This window comes from Nocardia pseudovaccinii NBRC 100343, from assembly GCF_001613225.1.
Taxonomy (GTDB): Bacteria; Actinomycetota; Actinomycetes; order Mycobacteriales; family Mycobacteriaceae; genus Nocardia; species Nocardia pseudovaccinii.
The window spans coordinates 19400-39173 of sequence record NZ_BDBY01000210.1 but is presented as its reverse complement, the minus strand read 5'-3'; the positions used below and the strand labels follow the sequence as shown (position 1 = coordinate 39173).

Annotated in this window: 15 protein-coding genes, 4 tRNA genes and 1 pseudogene; 13 read left to right on the top strand and 7 right to left on the bottom strand. The window is 65.2% G+C overall.

Annotation, left to right across the window (positions count from 1 at the left end; all coding sequences use genetic code 11):
• Together NP3_RS27170 and dusB are read right to left on the bottom strand one after the other, a co-directional pair.
• Positions 1-842, bottom strand: a pseudogene (locus NP3_RS27170) (LCP family protein); the annotation flags it as partial.
• 222 nt (positions 843-1064) lie between these two features.
• A complete protein-coding gene (dusB, locus tag NP3_RS27165; RefSeq protein ID WP_218024945.1) occupies positions 1065-2213 on the bottom strand; it encodes a tRNA dihydrouridine synthase DusB in 1149 nt (382 codons plus the stop codon).
• 354 nt (positions 2214-2567) lie between these two features.
• On the opposite strand from dusB, the gene NP3_RS27160 reads away from it, so the two are divergent.
• Both NP3_RS27160 and NP3_RS27155 read left to right on the top strand, forming a co-directional pair.
• On the top strand, positions 2568-3518 hold the full coding sequence (locus NP3_RS27160; protein ID WP_063044442.1) for a hypothetical protein: 951 nt from the start codon (positions 2568-2570) through the stop codon (positions 3516-3518).
• Between the two features lie 69 nt (positions 3519-3587).
• Complete coding sequence (locus tag NP3_RS27155; protein WP_063044441.1) at positions 3588-5270, top strand: WXG100-like domain-containing protein; 1683 nt, start codon at positions 3588-3590, stop codon at positions 5268-5270.
• 157 nt (positions 5271-5427) lie between these two features.
• Here NP3_RS27155 and NP3_RS27150 read toward each other — a convergent pair whose 3' ends face one another.
• Positions 5428-6288, bottom strand: a complete 861-nt coding sequence (locus NP3_RS27150; RefSeq protein ID WP_063044440.1) for an SDR family oxidoreductase — start codon at positions 6286-6288, stop codon at positions 5428-5430.
• A gap of 140 nt (positions 6289-6428) precedes the next feature.
• Here NP3_RS27150 and NP3_RS27145 point away from each other — a divergent pair, with 140 nt between their 5' ends.
• The gene (locus NP3_RS27145; RefSeq protein WP_084509034.1) at positions 6429-7082 is read left to right on the top strand and encodes a hypothetical protein; all 654 of its coding nucleotides are present in this window, start codon (positions 6429-6431) and stop codon (positions 7080-7082) included.
• Positions 7083-7202: 120 nt separating this feature from the next.
• Here the strand turns inward: NP3_RS27145 and NP3_RS27140 are convergent, their stop codons facing one another.
• A complete protein-coding gene (locus NP3_RS27140) occupies positions 7203-8168 on the bottom strand; it encodes an acyl-ACP desaturase (protein ID WP_063044446.1) in 966 nt (321 codons plus the stop codon).
• An 844-nt stretch (positions 8169-9012) separates the two neighbouring features.
• Positions 9013-9085, bottom strand: a tRNA-Lys gene (locus NP3_RS27135).
• Between the two features lie 341 nt (positions 9086-9426).
• Here NP3_RS27135 and NP3_RS48255 point away from each other — a divergent pair.
• The 8 genes from NP3_RS48255 to NP3_RS27100 all read left to right on the top strand — a co-directional run bounded on the left by NP3_RS48255 (position 9427) and on the right by NP3_RS27100 (position 12760).
• On the top strand, positions 9427-9822 hold the full coding sequence (locus tag NP3_RS48255) for a hypothetical protein (RefSeq protein WP_157124568.1): 396 nt from the start codon (positions 9427-9429) through the stop codon (positions 9820-9822).
• A 113-nt stretch (positions 9823-9935) separates the two neighbouring features.
• Positions 9936-10601 carry a TetR family transcriptional regulator gene (locus tag NP3_RS27130; RefSeq protein WP_063044439.1) on the top strand — a complete coding sequence of 222 codons (666 nt, stop codon included), beginning with the start codon at positions 9936-9938 and terminating at the stop codon, positions 10599-10601.
• 93 nt (positions 10602-10694) lie between these two features.
• A tRNA-Glu gene (locus NP3_RS27125) sits at positions 10695-10767 on the top strand.
• 29 nt (positions 10768-10796) lie between these two features.
• A tRNA-Asp gene (locus tag NP3_RS27120) sits at positions 10797-10870 on the top strand.
• A 59-nt stretch (positions 10871-10929) separates the two neighbouring features.
• Positions 10930-11006: transfer RNA gene (locus tag NP3_RS27115), tRNA-Phe, on the top strand.
• Positions 11007-11242: 236 nt separating this feature from the next.
• Positions 11243-11470 carry a hypothetical protein gene (locus NP3_RS27110; protein WP_063044438.1) on the top strand — a complete coding sequence of 76 codons (228 nt, stop codon included), beginning with the start codon at positions 11243-11245 and terminating at the stop codon, positions 11468-11470.
• Between the two features lie 144 nt (positions 11471-11614).
• Complete coding sequence (locus NP3_RS27105) at positions 11615-11800, top strand: hypothetical protein (RefSeq protein ID WP_063044437.1); 186 nt, start codon at positions 11615-11617, stop codon at positions 11798-11800.
• A gap of 240 nt (positions 11801-12040) precedes the next feature.
• A complete protein-coding gene (locus NP3_RS27100) occupies positions 12041-12760 on the top strand; it encodes a polyprenol monophosphomannose synthase (protein WP_281197528.1) in 720 nt (239 codons plus the stop codon).
• A gap of 725 nt (positions 12761-13485) precedes the next feature.
• Here the strand turns inward: NP3_RS27100 and NP3_RS27095 are convergent.
• Complete coding sequence (locus NP3_RS27095; RefSeq protein ID WP_063044435.1) at positions 13486-14934, bottom strand: HAD-IB family hydrolase; 1449 nt, start codon at positions 14932-14934, stop codon at positions 13486-13488.
• Positions 14934-17390 carry a glycerol-3-phosphate 1-O-acyltransferase gene (locus tag NP3_RS27090; protein WP_063044434.1) on the bottom strand — a complete coding sequence of 819 codons (2457 nt, stop codon included), beginning with the start codon at positions 17388-17390 and terminating at the stop codon, positions 14934-14936. Before NP3_RS27090 ends, NP3_RS27095 begins: the two co-directional genes overlap by 1 nt.
• A gap of 121 nt (positions 17391-17511) precedes the next feature.
• Between NP3_RS27090 and NP3_RS27085 the strand changes: the two genes are divergently transcribed.
• Entirely contained in the window at positions 17512-18276 is a 765-nt protein-coding gene (locus NP3_RS27085) for a DUF2127 domain-containing protein (RefSeq protein ID WP_063044433.1), read from the top strand.
• A 92-nt stretch (positions 18277-18368) separates the two neighbouring features.
• Positions 18369-19679: a nocobactin biosynthesis salicylate synthase NbtS gene (gene nbtS, locus NP3_RS27080; RefSeq protein ID WP_063044432.1), complete on the top strand. Its 1311-nt coding sequence runs from the start codon at positions 18369-18371 to the stop codon at positions 19677-19679.
• The last annotated feature ends 95 nt before the right edge of the window (positions 19680-19774 follow it).

The window sequence follows — 19774 nt, the reverse complement described above, 5'->3', positions numbered from 1 at the left end:
CTCGCGGCGAGCCGGGACAAGCCGACACGGGTCGATGCGGCCGCGGTTTTCGGGGCGTCCGGATCGGTGGTCGGCCAGCCGATGGTGCGCTTCTTCGGTCGCGGGGCCTCCTCGACCGGGGGGATCACGTCGGTGACGACCTCGGGCGGCTCTTTTCCGGAAACCGTCGATGCGCGGCGTTTCCCGGTGCGCGCGGTCGTCGGGGTACCCGCGATGTCGTCGACGACCGGGGAGGCCGCGGAACGGCGGGTGGCGTCGGCCTTGGCGGCTGGAGTGGCCGTCGTACGGGCGTCGGTCTTGCGTCCGGCTGGGGTGCTCGAGGTGCGCGGTGCTTCGGTATTGCGTGCAGCCGGGGTGCTCGAGGTGCGGGGCGCGTCGCCTTTGCGTCCAGCGGGCATCGCGGATGTGCGCGGCGGTGCGTCGGTCTTGCGTCCGGCCGCCGGGGTAGCCGATGTGCGGGGTGCGTCGGCACCGCGTCCGGCTGGCATGGCTGATGTGCGGGGCGGCGCGTCCGCTTGGCGCGCGGAGGGAGCGCTCGATTTGCGCGGCGGGGCATCGGCTTGGCGGGCGGCGGACTCCGGCGGCTTCGGGGCAGCCCGGTTCGCGTGCGTGGGCGGTGCGTCCGGGGTCGCGGACCGGCGTCTGCGCCCGCTGCGTTCGTTGTCGACCTTCTGGACCAGGTCCTGAACCGTCAGCGGTGCCGAGCCGGAATCGGGATCGTTATGTCGGGCTCTCCTGGACGACCGTGCACCGTCGCGTTCGGTGTAATCCGCCGTGGGATAGCGCTCCCACGGGGCGCGACCTCCGGGCCGTGGCGACTGCCCGTGCCGATCGTCACCCACCAACGAACCTCGCTTTTCGTCTCCGCTGCCGTTTCGGCCGCTTTCGACCCGCATGACCGATTCCGCCAATGATAACGATTCCGCCACGGCGAGCCAGCCCAGTGCGAAATCGACGGGCCGAGGTTGTCTTGCACATTTGGATATGTGCTGGTCGGAGAGTTTTTTACGATCGGGTGAAAGTGTGATTGCACGTACAAGTCGCGTGCCGGTCGCTCGAAACGATCAGCCGCCGCTGTGCATCAGATCCGCGCCCGCGGGGACGGCCGGATCGTCGGGATCGTCGAGCCAACCGTGCGGCAGGGCAACCTTGCCCGGCGAACCCTGACGGCCGCGCGGTCCCTCGGCATCGCGGGGGAACGGCGCGGTCGGGTCGAGTTCGCCGATGAGGTCCTGCAATTGGGTGAGACTCGACACAGTCGCGAAGGAGCGGCGCAGGTCCGCACCGACCGGAAAGCCCATCAGATACCAGGCCATATGCTTGCGCAGATCGCGCATGGCCTTGTCCTCGCCGAGATGTTCGGCGAGCAGCGCCCCGTGCCGGTACAGCACCTCGCCGACGCGGCCTAGGTTCGGCGCCTCGGGCAGTGCTTCGCCGCGCAGTGCCGCCTGCAATTCGGCGAACAGCCACGGGCGACCGAGGCAGCCGCGGCCGACAACGACTCCGTCGCAACCGGTTTCGTCCATCATGCGCACCGCGTCGGCGGCGGAGAAGATATCGCCGTTGCCGAGCACTGGAATCGTCGTGACGGCCTCCTTGAGCCGCGCGATCTTCGTCCAGTCGGCCTGGCCCGAATACCGCTGTGCGGCGGTGCGGGCGTGCAGTGCGACGGCCTTGGCGCCCTCGGCCTCGGCAATGCGGCCCGCGTCCAAGTAGGTGAGGTGGTCGTCATCGATACCGATGCGGAACTTCACCGTCACCGGAACACCGGCCGGTTCGGCGCCGGAAACCATCGCCTTGACGATCTTGCTGAACAGCGCGCGCTTGTACGGCAGTGCCGCGCCGCCACCCAGCCGAGTGACCTTCGGGACGGGGCAGCCGAGGTTCAGATCGATGTGATCGGCCCAGCCCTCGCCGACGATGATTCGCACGGCCTCGCCGAGTGTGGCCGGATCCACACCGTAGAGCTGCATCGAGCGCGGATGCTCGTCCTCGTCGAAGGACATCATGTGCAGCGTCTTCTCATTGCGCTCGACCACCGCCCGCGCGGTGATCATCTCGCACACATAGATCGAAGTGGAGCTGCCGAACTCCCGGCACAGCTTCCGAAACGCCAGGTTGGTGATGCCCGCCATCGGCGCGAGCACCACCGCCGGATCGACCGGATACGGCCCGATCCGCAGCGTGCTCTTGGCTTCGGCAGTAATCGTCACGCCCACCAGTGTCTCATCCGGACGAACCAGTGCCGATATCACCGCTGTTCGATGTGCACTGGCGCACGCCCTGGGTTACGGCAGCGGTAGTTGTGCTCGACGATCGGAGCGCCCGACGCTTCGGCCACGGGCCGATCGAACGGGGCCGAGACGGCTTCGGAGTTCTTCGGCAAAATAACGATTGTCGCGACCTGCCCCATTTCCGGCCGGATTGTGTGAACTCAGCCGAATACGAAGTCGAGCACTACTCTCGATAATCGGCATACCGACCGGCGCCGGTCCGAACCCGACGCTGTTCCTTGCCTGTGGTAATTCAGCTGGACCGATATTCCTATGATTGGAGTTGCTCAGATCATGATGATCAGCGGCAAATTGAGCGGCGCGATGCGGGGTGTTCGAGAAAGCCTGTCCCGCCTATTCAGTAAAAGTGCCGAGAGCGACTCCGGAAATATCCGTGATGTCAGTCGCCCGGCGGGCGAAACCGCTCGAAACCATGAAACATCCGACCGCGAGGGCGAACAGTCGGTGAACTCGCAAGATTTCTCGCATGATATGGCGGATGCGCCGATCGCAACAACAGGAATATCTACATCCGAGTATGTGTCGCGCGGCAGTAATATCGTCGACGATCTCGACTACCGTTCGATCCACACTTTGGTGGAAACCAGGCGTGACGATCCGTACCTGAGTGCGGCGGAGCGAGAGGCCGCTTCGTCCGACGGTGATTCGGCGTTGGGAGCGATCTGCCGCAGTCAGGGGTTCGACGATTTGCCGACCGTGGTGGAGCGGGAAGGCGTCGACGCGGTCATCGATGCGGGCGGGCACGAGTTCTTCCGGGGACTGACCGACCGCAGCTACGCCGAACAGTTCAAACACGGGTCATACTTTCCCGGTAGTGCGTCACATGTTCTCGACACCGGCAACGGAACATATGTGTCGACCGCCAGGTCCGATGCATTGTATTACGCTGGTAATAACGAGGATGCGGTCGTTCGAATGGCATTGCGTCCGGGTTCGCGAACCATCGAGTTCCGAGATTTACACGAAGAACATCAAGCGGCGCTCAGCCGGATAAGCGACGAGGCCGGGTGGCTTCGGGGAACTATCCGGATCACGGAAAATCCATCACCGGAAATGATAAGGCGAAGCGAAGAGTTGGAAGCAAAGCTACAGGTGCTGGCCGATCCCGGACGTTACGCTGCCGCCAGGGGCTACCAAGCGTACGACACGGGTCGTACCGGCTTCGATCACGTCGGCAATTATTGGGTTGTCCTCGATCGCACGGCGCTGGTCGTTCAGCGATGACATAATTCGTCCTTGATTTCGGACCGGTGGGTGTAATTTGGTTGAACCGGAACGATTCGAGGACTATGGGTGGCATTCGAGATACCGCATGAGGTGGCGATGTTCCTGAACTTCCTCGGTGTTCCGTATCCGGACATCGATGAGGATCAGGTTCGCGAGCTCGCCGGGCAGGTGCGTGCCTTCGCCACGAGCGTTGCCAGCACCCACGAGTCGGCCACCGCGGCGGTACGGGACATGGGCTCGGTCTATTCGGGTTACTCCTACGATCAACTGGTTGCGGCCTGGGCGCGGATGAGCGTCGGCCACACGGAGGCTCTCGATCAGGCGTGTCGAACGGTGGCGAAGGCGCTGGATGTCGCGGCGGATGTCATCACCGTGGTGAAAGCGGTGGTGCTGGCCGAGGTTGCCGCGCTTGCCGCGGGTTATACGGCTTTGATGGCATCGATGGTGGTGACTGCGGGATGGTCGGCAGCGCTCACCACCGCGTTTCGGGCGGCCGCGAGCAGACTGCTGAGTGCGATGGAGCAGATGCTGATCTCCTACATTGCCATCGAGGTGATCAGCAGGGCGATGGGACCGCTCGCAGACACCATCGAGCGCAAGATCAACGGGTTCGTCTACGACGCCGCACGTGAGGTACTCGGCGTGCCGTCGCCGAATTCGTCTGCGCAGCCATTGCATATCGATCCGAACGAGGTGATGCGCTACGCCGACCTGCTCGACAACTACGCCGACGATATTCGTGAGCATGCGGCAAGGTTCGTGGAAAATGTTGCCGGACTGGACTTCACAACCGCGAACCCGATCAGCGAACCAATCGCTGTGGATCAGCGCGGCGCGCCCGGATCACCCAGTGGCGCATCGGGTTCCGTGGGACGGCACGATGTGCGCCCGCCAGCAGTGCCTGAGTTGCCCCGTGAGTTCGCCTCGCCCCGAGCCCCGAAGGCCGGGACCACGGGCACGAATGGCGCAGGTGCGGCCGAGCGTCACGAGTATCGTTCGGCAGCGCCCGGATCTCTCGGGGAACGCATGCCCCAGCCGGGCGGGCCCGGGCGCTTGGCCGCCGCTTCGCCCGCGCACCCGGACGCCGACGAAGCGGGCGGTCGAACCGAGCCGCAGCATTCCGCGCTCGACCGTCCGGCCGTGTGGTATTCGGCTGCGGCCGCTGACGGTTCGTCTCCGGTTCGGGCCGAACCGAAGTCCGAGCCGGAGACGGCCCAGACGGTGCATGCGCACTCGAGTGGTTCGCCCGCAGCTTCGGACAACGTTGTGCGGGACGACAAACCCGTTCAGCACCTACCTGCTTCGGCCGTGTCGAACCCGCCGGGCACCGCCCCTTCCTCCGGGGCCGATCCTGTGGTCGGCGATCCGCGACGGCGCACTGGACCCGAGGCGCCCCAATTCACCCCAGGGAAATCGGTATTGTCAACGCCCTGGGACCGTTCCGGACCGACGGGCAGCCAAGCTCGATCGCCAGCGAGTACGCCGCGGCGCCGCGGCGCTCGGCGCCGCCCCACTCGCCAGGCGGCGAAGGAGGCGACGGCTCGGACTCCATGGTCGGGCAAGACCGAGCGCTCCGCCGCCCAGTCCACACCGGATCAGGCCAATTCCGCCGCGCCCAAGGTGTTCGCTCCGGCTCCTGCGCCAGCCCGGAGTAGCGAATCGCCTGATCGTCGCACCGAGTCGGAACAGGCCGCCCCGGACGCGGCGCAGCGGGGGAGCGAGTCGGCACCCCCGGGAAAGAGTTCCTGACAAAATCCGCGGTGCCCGCGAGGATCCTGCCGAGGCCGATCGCCCCGGCGAATCGCCTCGACTTCGGCGGAGACTGCCAGACATGGGGGACGTAGACAATCGTGGGTTGCCGGTCCGGGGGGCCGACCATGGTCGCGCAGTTCCGGTCCCGAGCGGGCTATTGGTCGCGGAGTCTGCGGTGGTAGATCTCCCGCACGGCCGGGTCGGGTTGCGCGTAAGCCGTTGTCGCGCCGGTGAATTCGGCGACGCCCAGCTGTGCGCGGTAGGGTAGCAGTTGCGCTGATTTGATGATGGCCGCGAGTCGGCGTGGCACGGTCACCAGCGGTTTGCGCTGCTTTACCGATTTCACGATGGCCTGCGCGACATCCTCCGGATCCACCGTGGTCAGCGGCGTAATCCAAGTCGGCATATTGGCGCCTGCCGACAGTTCGGTGCGCACGATGCCCGGCAGCACCGCGCCGACGTGCACGCCGTGCTCCTTCATCTCCAGATGCAGCGCCGAGGTGAAACCGACCACCGCGTGCTTGGTCGCGCAATAGGTGGCCAGGCCCGGAAAGCCCTGTGTCCCAGCCAAAGACGCGATATTGATCACATGTCCGCTGCCGCGGTCCATGAATCGCCGGACGGCCAGACGCGAGCCGTGGATCACGCCGTTGAGGTTGATAGCGATGATCCGCTGGGTCATCGCTTCGTCCTCGTCGGCGAACAACCCGGTCGGCATGATGCCCGCGTTGTTGACCAGCACATCCAGCGGGCCGAGCGCGCTGTCCACGCTGTCGAGGAAGGCGGCGAAGGAGGCCTTGTCCGTGACGTTCAGCGGCAGGCCGACGATCTTGGCATCCGGATCGGCGCCCAACTCCGCCGCCGTCTTGGCGACCAGTTCGACATCGATGTCACCGATCGCGACGGCGGCGCCCGCCCCCAGGAATGCCTCCGCGGTGGCCCGTCCGATCCCGCGTGCGCCGCCGGTGATCGCGACGACCTTGCCGCCGAGCGTGGCCTCGCCCTTGTTCCTCATGTCCCGGGCCTCCTGTGAACGGATATCGGATATTCCCCCAGTGTCGAGGTTCCCGGCCGAATCGTCGGCGGTTTGCGCCGATACGTAGCCTGTTACTCACGGGTATCGCCCGTGACCACCACACTCATCGGAGAGGGCCAATGACGGAACGGATCGAAGGCGCGGGATCGGGTGCGGACCGTCACTCCGGCGTGGAGCCGGGCAAGGCGACCGAGTCGAAGGCGTCCGATACGCGGGCGGGCACGTCCGGGCAGCCGTCGGACCGGCAGCCGGGCACCCTGTCGATTCGCGTATCCACCGTGGTCGTCGGCGCGGTAATCGGCGCATTGGTAATCGCGGTCGCCGTGCTGGGCGGGTTACTCGTCTCGGCCCGCGGTGATCTTGCCGATCGAAACGATCGGGAAGCCGCGGATAAGCGGGCCGAGCAGGTGGCCACCGAATACGCGGTCGGCGCGGCCACCGTCAATTACCAGGACATCCCGTCATGGGTGGCCAAGCTGAAGGCGAATACAGTTCCGCAGCTGGCGAATAAGTTCGACGCGACCGCGCCCAAGCTCGAACAGATTCTGGTTCCGTTGAAGTGGACCTCCACCGCCGCGCCGATTACCGCAAAGGTGATGTCGGAGCAAGGCGGTATCTACAAAGTCGATGTGTTCGTGAATGTGAGTTCGACGAATGCGCAGAGTCCGGAAGGCGCGCAGACAACGGTGACCTACAACGTCACGCTGGATAAGAACTCGGATTGGAAGATCACCGATGTGGGCGGTGTCGACGGCGCACTGCCGGTGAAGTAGCGCCGCAAGGACTTTCGGCGGTTGAAGCTATAAGTTCGCCACTGAGATCGACGTTGCCGAAAATAAACGCGCCGCCGCCGGAGAAATCCGGCGGCGGCGCGTTTACGTTTGCGGTGGAGATCAGCCGACGGCGACCGCGGCGAGCTCACGCTTCTTCGCCTCGCGAGCGAGCATGCGGTCGCGCTGCTCTTCGAACTTGACGACGTCCTGACTCAGCTTCTCCAGGAACAGCCCGAGCCGTTCGCGCACGGCCTCGCCGCGTGCGGTGAAATCGGTGCGTTCGAAGATGTTCCACTTCTTCAGCACGGGCTGCACCACCTCTTCGAGGTGCTGGCGCAGATCGTAGATGCCGTGCTTGGCCATCAGTACGCCGTTGCGGCGGAAGTTGGGCATCCCGGCGCCGGGCATCTGGAAGTTCTCCAGAATCAGCGTGATCGCCTCGAGCGCCTGGTCGGGGGACAGATCCAGGGCCGCGCCGCACATGTTGCGGTAGAAGATCATATGTAGGTTCTCGTCGGCGGCGACGCGCTGCAGCATGCGGTCGGCGATCGGGTCGTCGCAGACTCGACCGGTATTGCGGTGGCTGACCCGAGTGGCCAACTCCTGGAAGGTCACGTACGCGACCGAGTGCAGGAAGCCCGCATCGGCCTCGGTCGGCGAAGCGAATCCGTTGGTCATGTGGATCATGCGCGCCTCTTCGAGCGCCACGGGATCGACGCCACGAGTAACCACGAGGTAGTCGCGCATGACGATGCCGTGGCGGTTCTCCTCGGCGGTCCAGCGACCCACCCAGGTGCCCCAGGCGCCGTCCTGCGAGAAGTTCTCGGCGATCTCGCGGTGGTAGGAGGGCAGATTGTCTTCGGTGAGCAGGTTCGTGATCATGGCCGCCTTCGCGACTTCGTTCAGTCGGGACTGCTCAGGGTCCCAGTCCACCCCGCCGAGTGCCGCGAAGTTGCGGCCCTCGTCCCACGGGACGTAGTCGTGCGGATGCCATTCCTTTGCCAGGGAGAGGTGCCGGTTGACGTTTTCTTCGGCAACCGGCTCCAACTCCGTGAGCAGCTCGAGTTGAGTCAGATCCCTTGCCATATACAAGCCCTTCATGTGTGTGCGCTCTTGCTGGTCAGTCCCCCGGGTAGACCGTGTGCCGATGCGGCCATACCTTACGGCACCGTAGGTGTGATGCGAAACGCATCTGGCTGACAAATGAGACCTCGTGATAGAGGTCATATGCCGACGTCGGCGTTCGACAACCACACCGAGTGTAGGGGCTCGGCCCGCAGCAAGGGGTTTATCGCTACGGGCCGAGAGTCGTTAGCCCAGCGTGCCGTAACACACAAAGCCGCTGGTGTCGCCGCTGCGATCGTTCCGCTTCACCGCCGAAAAGTCCGCCCGAGTGCACCACCTGTGTTCTCGGCCAATGCTTCTCCGATCGCGCCGCCGATGCCGACACTCTTGCCCCTGCTGCCGGGCAGACCGCGAAGTATGTGTCCGATGCCGTCGCCGGACCGCGTCTGTGGTGCGCGCCACTGCCCGGGTGCTCGGGCGGATAGCCCATCGCGATCGGAGCCACGGCATCGGTGACCAGATCATTGCCGCTGGTGCCCTCATGCACGCCGGGGCCGATCCAGCGCGCCGACCAACGAGCCGCGCCCTCGGCTCGGTCGCGCTGGGCGGCAATCAACCGAGCAAAGCGGCCTCTATCGCCCTCGTATCGGTGGCAGCTGCCCAATAGGAATCTGGGAGGGGCAAATCGTCCAGCGAAGTCCATCTGTTGCCGAGGCGCGCCTTCGGGTGTGCGGGCGCGGCCCACGGCATGGAAAGCTCACCGCGGAATGTGGTGTTTCATGGCCGCGGCCGATGCGCGTCGCGACTGCGCGCGGTCTGGAATATGACTCAGGCGTCCGGTATGGAAACCGGACGCCTGAGAAGGTGCCCCCAGTAGGGCTCGAACCTACGACCTGCGGATTAAAAGTCCGTAGCTCTACCAACTGAGCTATAGGGGCGCGGATGGACAGTGTAGTGGGCCGGGCGCGGATCGGGTAACCGGGGGCGGGGCGCGTCGGTTGGGGGCGTGGATCGGTTCGCTCGGGGTTGCCGAGTGCCGCTGCCGAGTCGTGCTGGTGCACCGGGTAACACGATGCGTGCGGGTAGCGATGCTGCCGGTAAACAATTGGTACCCAGCTTTGTTCATTCCTGCCGAGCCGGGCTACCATCCAATCATGTTGCGTACCAATGTCTTTGGATTTGCGGGGGGTGTAGGGCCAGCGCGCGGGGGGACGCAGCGAGGTGACTGGCCGGTGTCGCGCGGTCGGCGCCGCGGCGACGGGGCCGCTGGTCGACTCGGGTGAACAGTGCTGCGACGCTGTCGAATTCGGAAATCCGAGGCATCACTTTGCTCGATTGCGTGAAGTTTGCTGTAACAGATATCCGGATGTTTCGGCCGCTGGAGTCTTCGGTTTGCCGCGTGTCGGATGGTGTTTCCGGGTACGGTGACGACTTGGTGAATTACGGAAGAATCGCCGACTTACCCGGCGATCCGAAATTCGGCTTATCGTTGGTGTGCCCGAACGTGTCGCGGCCGGTTCGACCGATCGCGACTTCCTACGAGTCGACGCCGGGGGAGGCAGATCCGAGACGAAGTAATGCCCAGGTGCGCACCCCCTGCGGCGCACCTGGGCAGGAAAACTATACCAGCTGGTGTGTTTCAGGATTTTCGCAAGTTTTCGTACCGAAAGATTGAAACGGGGCGAAATCCCGGTTTGAAGTATTGATAAAACTCATAACTTCGCGCCAAGGGTCCGTTCCTTTGGGGGCACCGATTGGCGACGAGTAGGCTTCGGAGGCGTTTCGAGCATGGCACGGCAGCAAGAGCGGGCCCGCCGGACACGCGCGGCGATAATCAGGTCCGCCGCCGTTGAGTTCGGGAAGAGCGGCTATGCCGCTGCATCGCTCAACCGCATTTTGGAAGGTTCACGCGCCACCAAGGGCGCCATGTACTTTCATTTCGATTCCAAGGAAGATCTCGCACGCGCGGTACTCGAGACCGCGGTCGACCGATACCGCACATCGGCCGAGCGTTGGCTTGCCAGAACGGATCTCGGTCCACTCGACGTCCTGCACGGGATGGTCGACGAGGTGGCATTGCGACTCGAGCACGACATCATCGTGCAGGCCGAGTTCCGGTTGATCATCGAGCCGGACTTCTATCGCGATGTGCAGACCGGCGGCGGTCGAATACTCGGCCGCGCCACCAGAGCACTCGCGGTCCGCGCCATCGATCAGGGCCAGCTGCGCGCCGACGCGGACCCGGACCGCTTCACCCGCACCATCTCTGCCGCCCTCGCCGGCCAGCGCTATCTGATCGACATCCTCGGCAGCGGGGTCGATCTGCGGACCCGGTTCCAGGAGGCGCTCGAGGTCGTGGTCGAGGCGATGGCCACCCCGGAGTGGGCGGAGAAGTTCCGCAACGACGGCTGGCGGGCGCAAGCTCGACTCGAAGAGCTCGGTTTGGGAGCCTGAACAGCCGATTTGGGAAACGCGGCCGATCTGTCATAAGCTATCCCAGCTCCCAACGGACAGCCGTTGAAGCCGGTCCGGAGAAATCCGGGGCGAGCCCCCTTCGTCTAGCGGCCTAGGACGCCGCCCTTTCAAGGCGGTAGCGCGGGTTCGAATCCCGTAGGGGGTACGGTCTTCGGATCGTTGGAAGCAACGCAAGGCCCTGTGGCGCAGTTGGTTAGCGCGCCGCCCTGTCACGGCGGAGGTCGCGGGTTCGAGTCCCGTCAGGGTCGCAAAATAAGCGCCGGAGCAATCCGGCGTTTCGCGTATGGCATTCACTACGGGTGCCTGCGGCCAGGTAGCTCAGTTGGTACGAGCGTCCGCCTGAAAAGCGGAAGGTCGCCGGTTCGATCCCGGCCCTGGCCACCAAATCCCCTCGACATATCACCAGGTCGGGGGGATTTTTTAGGTGTTGGCCCGGTTATCGAAATCGACCGAAGTGACGAATGTCCCGGCGCGCATCGGTGTCCGGTGCGTATGTTGGAGCCTGCAATCAGGGGGTGAGCTTCGTCGGCTGCGGCGGACGGGCGTACTCCGAAACACATCAGGCAAGTGAAGCAGGTGTCGAGCAGAACCGTAGGACTGCGATTCGAGGAGGAAATCTCATGCGATTCGTCAAGACCGGTGTTCTCGCTGTAGCGCTGGCCGGTGCCCTCATGACCGGGGCCGGTATCGCGCACGCCGACGAAAGTATCAGCGTGGACGCCAAGTTGCTCGGCTGCGCGATGCAGGCCGGGATCAGCGCATCCGACCTGACGGAGGCCAATATCGGCCGCTCCATCACTGTCTCCGATGAGGTTGCCGCCCAGCTCAGGGCGAATGGTTGCCTCTGATCTGTCCCACCGGTCGTCCTGGCCGTCACAAGCCAGGACGACCGGTTTTTCGACCGTGCCGCACCGGTGCCCACAAGGAGACGGATCTTGGGGGCGGGGGTGAAATCGGGGGTCTGTTGATCATGGTGGTGGGATGCTGGGGGGATGGCGGAGAAGTGGTACTACTGCTTGAAGCATCAGCGGGCCGAGAATGGGAAGCAGTGTTGGTTCCGGGATCGGATGGGGCCGTATCCGGATCGGGCTACTGCCGAGCGGGCATTGGAGATCGTGCATGCGCGCAATGCTCGTGAGGATGCCCGGGATCGGGATTGGCGCGATGGGGAGAAGTGAGGGCGCGCCAGGGGTGGTGTGCGGCAACTGATTTCGACGTGAATCCAGGGGTGGTCGGCGGGGTGGGAGACGCGATTTGCGAGGTAGTCGGCATGTCGCGGGTATTCGGGTGGCGGCGGGAGCGTGCGGGCGCTCAGGTGGTCTTCAGTTCGATCAAGTACGGTTCTTGGCAATCAGACGAGTGCTCCGGGTCCTGTCGTGGGTCTGCGGGCTGGAACAGGTGAGCAGGGAGGGCGACCCTTGAGGGTTACCGTTGTTGTGCCGACCTACAACGAGCGGGAGAATCTGCCGGTTGCGGTGGAGCGGCTGACGGCGCTGCCGGTGCCCGATCTACATGTGCTCGTGGTGGATGACAATTCGCCGGACGGGACCGGTGAGATCGCCGACAAGCTGGCGGCCGAGCTGCCGAATGTCGTCGGCGTACTGCACCGCACCGAGAAGAACGGATTGGGTCGCGCCTATGTGGCCGGGATCACCCGGGCACTGGACGAGGGCGCCGATGTGGTGATCCAGATGGACGCCGACCTGTCGCATCCCGCTGAGGTCATTCCGGCGATGCTGGAGAAGCTGGACACCACCGATGCCGGTGTCGTGCTCGGGTCCCGCTATGTGCCCGGCGGGTCCACCGCCGAGGAGTGGAAGTGGTACCGCAAGGCGCTGTCCGCCTGGGCCAACTTCTATGTGAACCTGATCCTGCGTCTCAGCGTCAAGGATGCCACTGCCGGGTTCAAGGCATGGAAGGCCGACACGTTGCGCGCCATCGACGTGGCCTCGATTCGCAGCAACGGGTATTCGTTCCAGGTCGAGATGAACTACCGCACCGTCAAGAAGGGCATCACGATCGCGGAGGTACCGATCCGGTTCGAGGAGCGCACCCTCGGCGCCTCCAAGATGAGCCTCAAGGTGCAACTGGAATCCGCGCTGATGCCGTGGAAGCTGCTGTTCGGGCGCTCGGTCTGACACACCCGGCGACGACCGGGTACCCCGTCACCAGGTAACGGGGGATCCGTCTGTCAACCGGGCACCGAGCCCACCAACTAACTGGGCACCCATTGGCCTGCCGGGCACCCCGTCTGCCATTTCACCGGGCATCCGTCCGCCAGCCGGGTATCCGTGGCTGCCGCCGCTCAACTTCACCGCAGCGGAAGCGGTCGCACTCGCCGTGGCTTTGCGTGCGGCGAGGCGACGCCCTTCGACCAGGCCGGGCGCAGCGCGTTGCGCAAGATTCTTCGGGGTGATGTCGGAGCACGATGCGGCCCCCGCGCGCGACTTCGCTGCGCGGATTCGGTTGCGCTGACCGGGTATCGGTCCGCCGACTGGGTATCCGTTGCTGCCGCCGCTCAACTTCACCGCAGCGGAAGCGGTCGCACTCGCCGTGGCTTTTGCGTGCGGCGAGGCGACGCCCTTCGACCAGGCCGGGCGCAGCGCGTTGCGCAAGATTGTTCGGGGTGATGTCGGAGCGCAATGCAGCTGCCGCGCGCGACCTCGCCGCGCAGGTTCGGTTGCGCCGAATGGGCATCCGTCCGCCGACTGGATATCCCGTCCGTCGACCGGGTATCCGACCGCCAGCCGGGTATCCGTCCGACCGGGCATCGGTCCACCGACCGGGTATCCGTCCGCCGACCGGGCATCCGGTAAAGGGAGCTCCGGCGTACGAGATGCACGGTGTGAAGGTCCCGGCGGCATCACCGGTCCGGCGACGGCCAGTTCAGCAGGGTATCGGTGTACAGCTGACGGACGGCTTCGACGTTGTCGTCCATATCGTTCGTGTCCCAGCTGCCGACGTCGATCGGGTCGAGGATGGCCACGTCGATGGTGCCCCTGCGCGCGACCATCGAGTTGCGCCAGTTGATTTCACCCGCATTGCGGATCACCACCGGGATCACCGGCACCCCGGCCTGGATCGCGATGTGGAAAGCGCCCTTCTTGAACGGGCCGATGCGCGGCGTATACGACCGGGTGCCTTCGGGTGCGACCGCGATCGACAGCCCGCCGCGCAGCGTATGCACCACCGGCGCCAGCGCCGCCTTGGCCTGCGTGGTGTTGGCACGATCGATGAAGGTGACCCCGACGAACCGCATCAGCGGACCGAAGATCGGATTCTTCGTCAGCTCCTTCTTGCCGATTCCGGTGACCCCGCCTTCGAGCACTTTGGGCACGATGATCACGTCGAACTGGCTCTGATGGTTGAACAGGAACACGGCGGGTCTCGGCGCGCGGGCGTTTTCCGCACCGCTGACCCGCAGCCGGATACCGGTCGCGGCGAGCGTGACACCGGTTCCGTAGGCCATCAGCGCATCGGCCATCTTCCTGCGCTGACGCGTGTGGGACTTGCTCAGCACGCCGAGCAGTGCTCCGGCCAGTAGCCCGGCGAATCCGGCGACAGTGCGCACATAGTCGATCGGGCGGGGTGGTTGGCGTGGACGGAACGTCAGTATCGGCCAATTCTGTTCGGCGGCAGCGGCACCGAGCTTTCGCTCGGGATTCACCGCCACCGGATGCCTGACCACCGAGAGCAGCGGCAGATCGGCGATGCTGTCCGCGTAGACGTAGCTGCGGCCGATATCCAGCCCATGCGCGGCGGCGAACTCGCGAACCGCATCGGCCTTGCCATTGCGCCACAGGGTTTTTCCGTCGGCGTAACCGGTGAGCACGCCATCGGTGGTCGCCATCCGGGTGTACAGGACGTGTTCGATACCGAGTTCGGCCGCGGCGGGTTCGACCTGGAATCGGGTCAGCGCGGTCGCGAGCACCACGGTGTGACCGGCGGCCTCGTGCGTCCGGATCAACTGCCACGCTTCGGGATACAGGTGCCCGTAGATCTTTCTCCGGAACAGCAGTGTGCCCAACTCGTCCAGCTCGTCTTCGGGCTGCTCGGCGAGTACCCGCATGGCCCGCTGCAGGAACCGGCTGTATTCGCCGTCGGTGAGCCCGTTGCGGATGCTGCCGAGCAGGGTGTCCGCGGTAATTCGGCTCTTATCGCGCCGGAATGTCCACCGCGACAGCGGCCCGAAACCATCCACAACGGCGGCGAAGTCGAAGACCGCGGCGACTTCCGGCCCCTGCGGCCCGGACCGGATCGCGGCGATGGCCGCCGCGAGATCCGTTGGGGCCGCGGGGCGCTGTTCGACCATCAGGCCCCCCGTACGGGGATATTGGACGGATCCAGCGCGGCGGCCTGCGAGATCCGAGCCGCGATAACGCGCAGCTGGTCGGCGAATTCGTTTCTACGCCGGGCCAATTCGGCCCTGCGCTTGGCCGAGTCATGACTGACGCGGGTCAACAACCCGTGGTTGTCCGCGAGTTTGAGTGCGCTGGAGAACAATTCGGTGGAGACCGATTCCGGACTGTGCAGTCGCTGCTGCAGCAGCATCTGCTTACCGACCGCGACGCATTCGTCGATGAACTCCTTGCGATCGATCTCTTCGGCGCTGTCGTGTGCCGCCAGCCGTTCGGCCACCACGAGCTGCGCGTCGGTGAATGCGCGAAGAGCGCGGTGCGCCATCATGAATCCGGATGCGGTGAGTTTGTGCAGAACTTCCTCGCCGAGGGTGTCCGCCGCGGTGTGCTGGTGCCAATCCGGGTCCACCAGCAGCATTTCCGCGGTCATCTGCGCCGAGAACTCGGCCCGCTCCGGGAAGAAGAATTCGAACTTCAGCAGATCGCGCAGTCGGAAGGCCTCGTCCCAGCCTGCCCGCAGCTGATCCGGCGCCTGCATCTCCAAGACGGACAGGATCGACAATTCGAGAATGGCGCGGTTGATGAACCAGTGCACCGCGCTATTGCGATAGAACGCGGCCTCCAGATGCGCACCCGATTCGATCGAGTACACCGGTTCCAGCCCACCGCGGTACACCGTCACGACCTTGGCCAGCGACAGCTGCTCCAGCACCACCGCGAGACTCTGCTCATCGCGCAGCGCCGCCAGTTCGCCGTGCGGCAGCTCGCGCTTCTCGATGTACCGCAGCACCGGGGCCAGCACGGTACGGACCTCGCCGAGGGTGAGCGCGCGCTCGTGCACACCGAGCAGCGCCAGGGTGACCAGCGCGTTGACGGTGATCGGGGTGACCCTGTTGATACCGTCGGCGACCTCGAAGGCCAACCGCTGCACGGCCTTTCGCTCCAGTTCGGCGACCTCCGCCGACTCGATGACATTGCTCGGCTCGGTCCCCGCCGGTTCGGTGCGGTGCAGCGGAATGATGGTCGGCGTCGGAACGAGCGGATCCCCATATGCGGCAAGGCGATCGCGCGCCGACAGCGGTTCGCCGAATCGCACGTAGACGTGTCCGGCCGAATGCTGTTGGCTGCGTATATAACGCGCCATCCAGGCCAGGCCCTCCGGCTTCTTCTTCCCGCCCACCTGTTCGGTGGCGATGGCGCCGAGTTCGTTCAGCCGCTCATAGGTGATCGATACCGGGACGAGCAGCACATCGTCGATCCGATTCGAACGGACCGCGGAGGCAAGGTAATTCAGCAGTCCATAGCGCGGCGGGCGCAGCTTGCCGGTGCGGGTGCGGCCGCCCTCGAAGTACCACTCCATATTGAATCGCTTGGCCAGCAGGTAGGCGAAGTACTCCTCGACAACCGCCTTGTAGACCTCGTCGTCTCCGAAGCTGCGCCGGATGAAGACCGTGCCGGTGCGCCGGGCGATCGGACCCATCGGCCAGAAGCTCAGATTCGCGCCGCCGATCACATGATTCGGTGGAAAGTCATTGCGGGCCAGCACATCACCGAGTACGAACGCATCGACATAGGACCGGTGCGAGGGCAGGAAGACCAGCGGATGGTTGCGGTTCAACGCGCGCAGCCCGTCCAGGCCGGAGTCGTCGGAGTCGACCTTCCAGGTCGAGGCGTGGATCGGGCGCATTGCCTGAGTGAACAGGTCCGAGACCAGCCTGCTCTGGGCGGCGACGAGTTCGTTGAGCGCCTTCTCGGCCCGCCGGTACACCTCGTGCGGACTCGTACCGAGCTGATCGGCGATGAGTTCGAGCCTGCGCAGGAAGTCAGGGGAGTCGAGGATCTCCTCGGCCACCAGCCGCGGCACCTTGTACCGGTCACCGATGACGGATCGTTCGGCACGTTCCAGGGCGACCACCGCGGCGCGCACGATGGCGCGCGCGAACGGCTCGGCGGAGCCCTTCGTTAGCAGCGCCGCGGCCTCCGGATTATTGGCGCGCAATTCGCTGAGCAGAGCGGGCTGTCCGGTGAGCACCACGTGGCGGTCCGGTGATTTGCCGACCAACCGGCGTTGCGCGAGTCGGTTCGGCTTGCGCGGATTCGTCAGCAGGGCCAGGTCGGCGAAGGTGATGCGGCGGACCCCGTCGCGCTCGGGCGGGAGCCACAGCACCCGGATCGGCACCACCAGCGGATCGTCGCGCCGTCCGACCAGTCGATCGCCGATCGCATCCGCATCCAGATCCAACTGGGTGATCGGTGCGTCGACACCGAGTTCGTGCTTCAGTCCGCCGTCGGCCAGCCAGGCACCGACGAGTTCGCGTTCCACGCCGGAGCTCGCATCGATCAGTGCCACCACCGAATCGGGGGCTGCCGCTCGAGCTGGAGCGGGTGAATCCCCGCGGTGATCGATCATGACTCCTATTGAAGCCCGCCAGTGGATTCCGCGCAGGAACTCCGGCGGGCGAGTTCGGCTTCGGATATCGACACGGCGTTTGCGATCGCGGCCGATCGCGATGGCGAACTAGGCTGCGCGCATGGATTGGGCGTTACGCGCGTGCGGCTGGCACGGCCACTACACCTATGCGCCGGACGAGCAGGATCTGGCGGAGCGGCTGCATGTTCAGACGGTGGCCGGAGTCGCGTGGCGGTGTCTGCGCTGCGGCACGTTCGTACCCGGCGAACCGGTGAGCTCCGGACCCGCCGACCATGCTCCGGAGGTGCCGCGTGGGCGACTGCTGCGCGACCGCTGGCTGATGCGGGCGTTGGCGATCGAGCGGTTGGTGCGCGGCTTGCTCTTGGTGGTCGCCGCGCTCGCCGTCTTCAAATTCCGGTCCTCGCGCGAGGATATGCGGGCAGCCTTCGACGAGGAACTGCCGCTGCTGCGGCCGCTGGCCGATCAGATCGGCTGGGATATCGACCGATCCAAGATCGTGCATCTGATCGATGACGCGTTCTCGCTGTCGAATACGACCCTGCTGTGGGTGGCCATCGGCATCCTCGCCTATGCGACGCTGCAGGCGATCGAGGCGGTGGGGCTGTGGTTGGTGAAGCGTTGGGGTGAGTACTTCGCGGTGGTCGCGACCAGCATCTTCTTGCCCTTGGAGATCTACGAGTTGACCGAGAAGATCACCGTGCTGCGCATCGGCGCGCTGTTGATCAATATCGCCGCGGTGGTCTGGCTGGTCTACAGCAAGCGGTTGTTCGGAGTGCGCGGCGGCGGGGCCGCGTACCACGCGGAGCACAGCATGGAGAGTCTGTTGAGCGTCGAGCGGTCGGCGCTCGCGGTGCCTGCGGAGTAGCCGTTCGCTGTGGTCTGCAGCACACTACCGATCTAGACAGGTAATGCTAACCTTACTTTTCTAAGTTAGGTCAGCATAACCTTGGAGGATCGTTGTCGACCACGGAGCGCTTGCGCATTGAGTATGTGACCGATCCGGCGGCAGCGATGTCCCGGCTGGCTGCGGCCGAGCGCTTCGGCGAGTACGTGATGTACGAACGGCCCGGCGAATGGGTATTCGCGGCCGATCCGCTCGGCGGCGTCGAACTCGACGCGAACGAATTGCGTGTGTCCTGGGACGGGCGCGACACCACAAGTGCCTGGGAGGGCAGCCCGGCGCGGGTCATCGACAACGCGCTCGCCATGCTGCCGCTCGGTGGGCGTCGGGCCTACGGCTGGATCGGATTCGAGTTCTGCGCATGGGCATTGGATGCGACGCGGCATCTGGATCCGCGAACCGCACTGGCCCATCTGATGATTCCGCGCATCGAGGTGCGGGTCGGCGAGTTCGGCGTCCGGATTTCCGGCGCGACACCGGCCGAGGCCAATGACATTCACGATCTCATCGCCGCCTCGCAGGAGACCGAACTGCCGCAGGCGCATCCGGTCGATGTGCGTCTCGATCCGACCGGATATCGCGATCGAGTCGCCGAGGCGGTCACGGAAATCCGTTCCGGTCGCTATCAGAAGGTCATTCTGTCCAGGAAGGTCGATCTGCCGTTCGCGGTGGATGTCCCCGCCACTTATCGGCTCGGCCGGGCCAACAACACTCCGGCGCGGTCGTTCCTGCTTCGCCTCGGTGGACTCGAGGCGGCCGGATTCAGTCCTGAGTTGGTCGCCTCCGTCGACGAGGATCGGGTGGTCACCACCGAGCCGCTCGCCGGGACGCGCGCCTTCGGGCTCGGCGAAGCCATCGATTCGGCGGCTCGCGCCGATTTGATCACCGATCCCAAAGAGATCCTGGAGCACGCGATTTCGGTGCAGACATCCTTTGCGGAGATCACCGAGGTGGCCGATCCCGGCACGCCCGCGGTGTCCGATTTCATGGCGGTTCGAGAACGTGGCAGCGTGCAGCATCTGGCCTCCACGGTGCGCGGGCGGCTCGCTGCGGACCGTTCCAGCTGGGATGCGCTGGAGGTGCTGTTCCCGTCGGTCACAGCGTCCGGTATCCCGAAGCGGGAGGGCGTCGACTCGGTCTTCCGTCTCGACGGAGCGCCGCGCGGTCTGTACTCCGGTGCCGTGGTGACGATTTCGCCGAGCGGTGCGATGGAGGCGACGCTGGTGCTGCGTGCGGTCTACCAGACCACCGAAGGCGCGTGGCTGCGGGCGGGCGCGGGCATTGTCGGGCAGTCGCGGCCGGAGCGGGAATTCGAGGAGACTTGCGAAAAACTGGGCAGTGTCGCGCCCTATGTAGTCAAGGCCTAGCAAAATTCATACCCATCAAGGTCGGCCCGCGTTCCGAATCATCTGCTGGGGCACCCGGTTATCCGGGGTTCGGATCGGGGGTGGCGAGATCGGAC

What these genes read in the sequence shown, in the direction of transcription:
- NP3_RS27160 (WP_063044442.1), top strand. Translation starts at nt 2,568, where the DNA reads ATGATGATCAGCGGCAAATTGAGCGGCGCGATGCGGGGTGTTCGAGAA.
- NP3_RS27150 (WP_063044440.1), bottom strand. Translation starts at nt 6,288, where the DNA reads ATGAGGAACAAGGGCGAGGCCACGCTCGGCGGCAAGGTCGTCGCGATC.
- NP3_RS27145 (WP_084509034.1), top strand. Translation starts at nt 6,429, where the DNA reads ATGACGGAACGGATCGAAGGCGCGGGATCGGGTGCGGACCGTCACTCC.
- NP3_RS27140 (WP_063044446.1), bottom strand. Translation starts at nt 8,168, where the DNA reads ATGGCAAGGGATCTGACTCAACTCGAGCTGCTCACGGAGTTGGAGCCG.
- NP3_RS27130 (WP_063044439.1), top strand. Translation starts at nt 9,936, where the DNA reads ATGGCACGGCAGCAAGAGCGGGCCCGCCGGACACGCGCGGCGATAATC.
- NP3_RS27110 (WP_063044438.1), top strand. Translation starts at nt 11,243, where the DNA reads ATGCGATTCGTCAAGACCGGTGTTCTCGCTGTAGCGCTGGCCGGTGCC.
- NP3_RS27105 (WP_063044437.1), top strand. Translation starts at nt 11,615, where the DNA reads ATGGCGGAGAAGTGGTACTACTGCTTGAAGCATCAGCGGGCCGAGAAT.
- NP3_RS27095 (WP_063044435.1), bottom strand. Translation starts at nt 14,934, where the DNA reads ATGGTCGAACAGCGCCCCGCGGCCCCAACGGATCTCGCGGCGGCCATC.
- NP3_RS27090 (WP_063044434.1), bottom strand. Translation starts at nt 17,390, where the DNA reads ATGATCGATCACCGCGGGGATTCACCCGCTCCAGCTCGAGCGGCAGCC.
- NP3_RS27085 (WP_063044433.1), top strand. Translation starts at nt 17,512, where the DNA reads ATGGATTGGGCGTTACGCGCGTGCGGCTGGCACGGCCACTACACCTAT.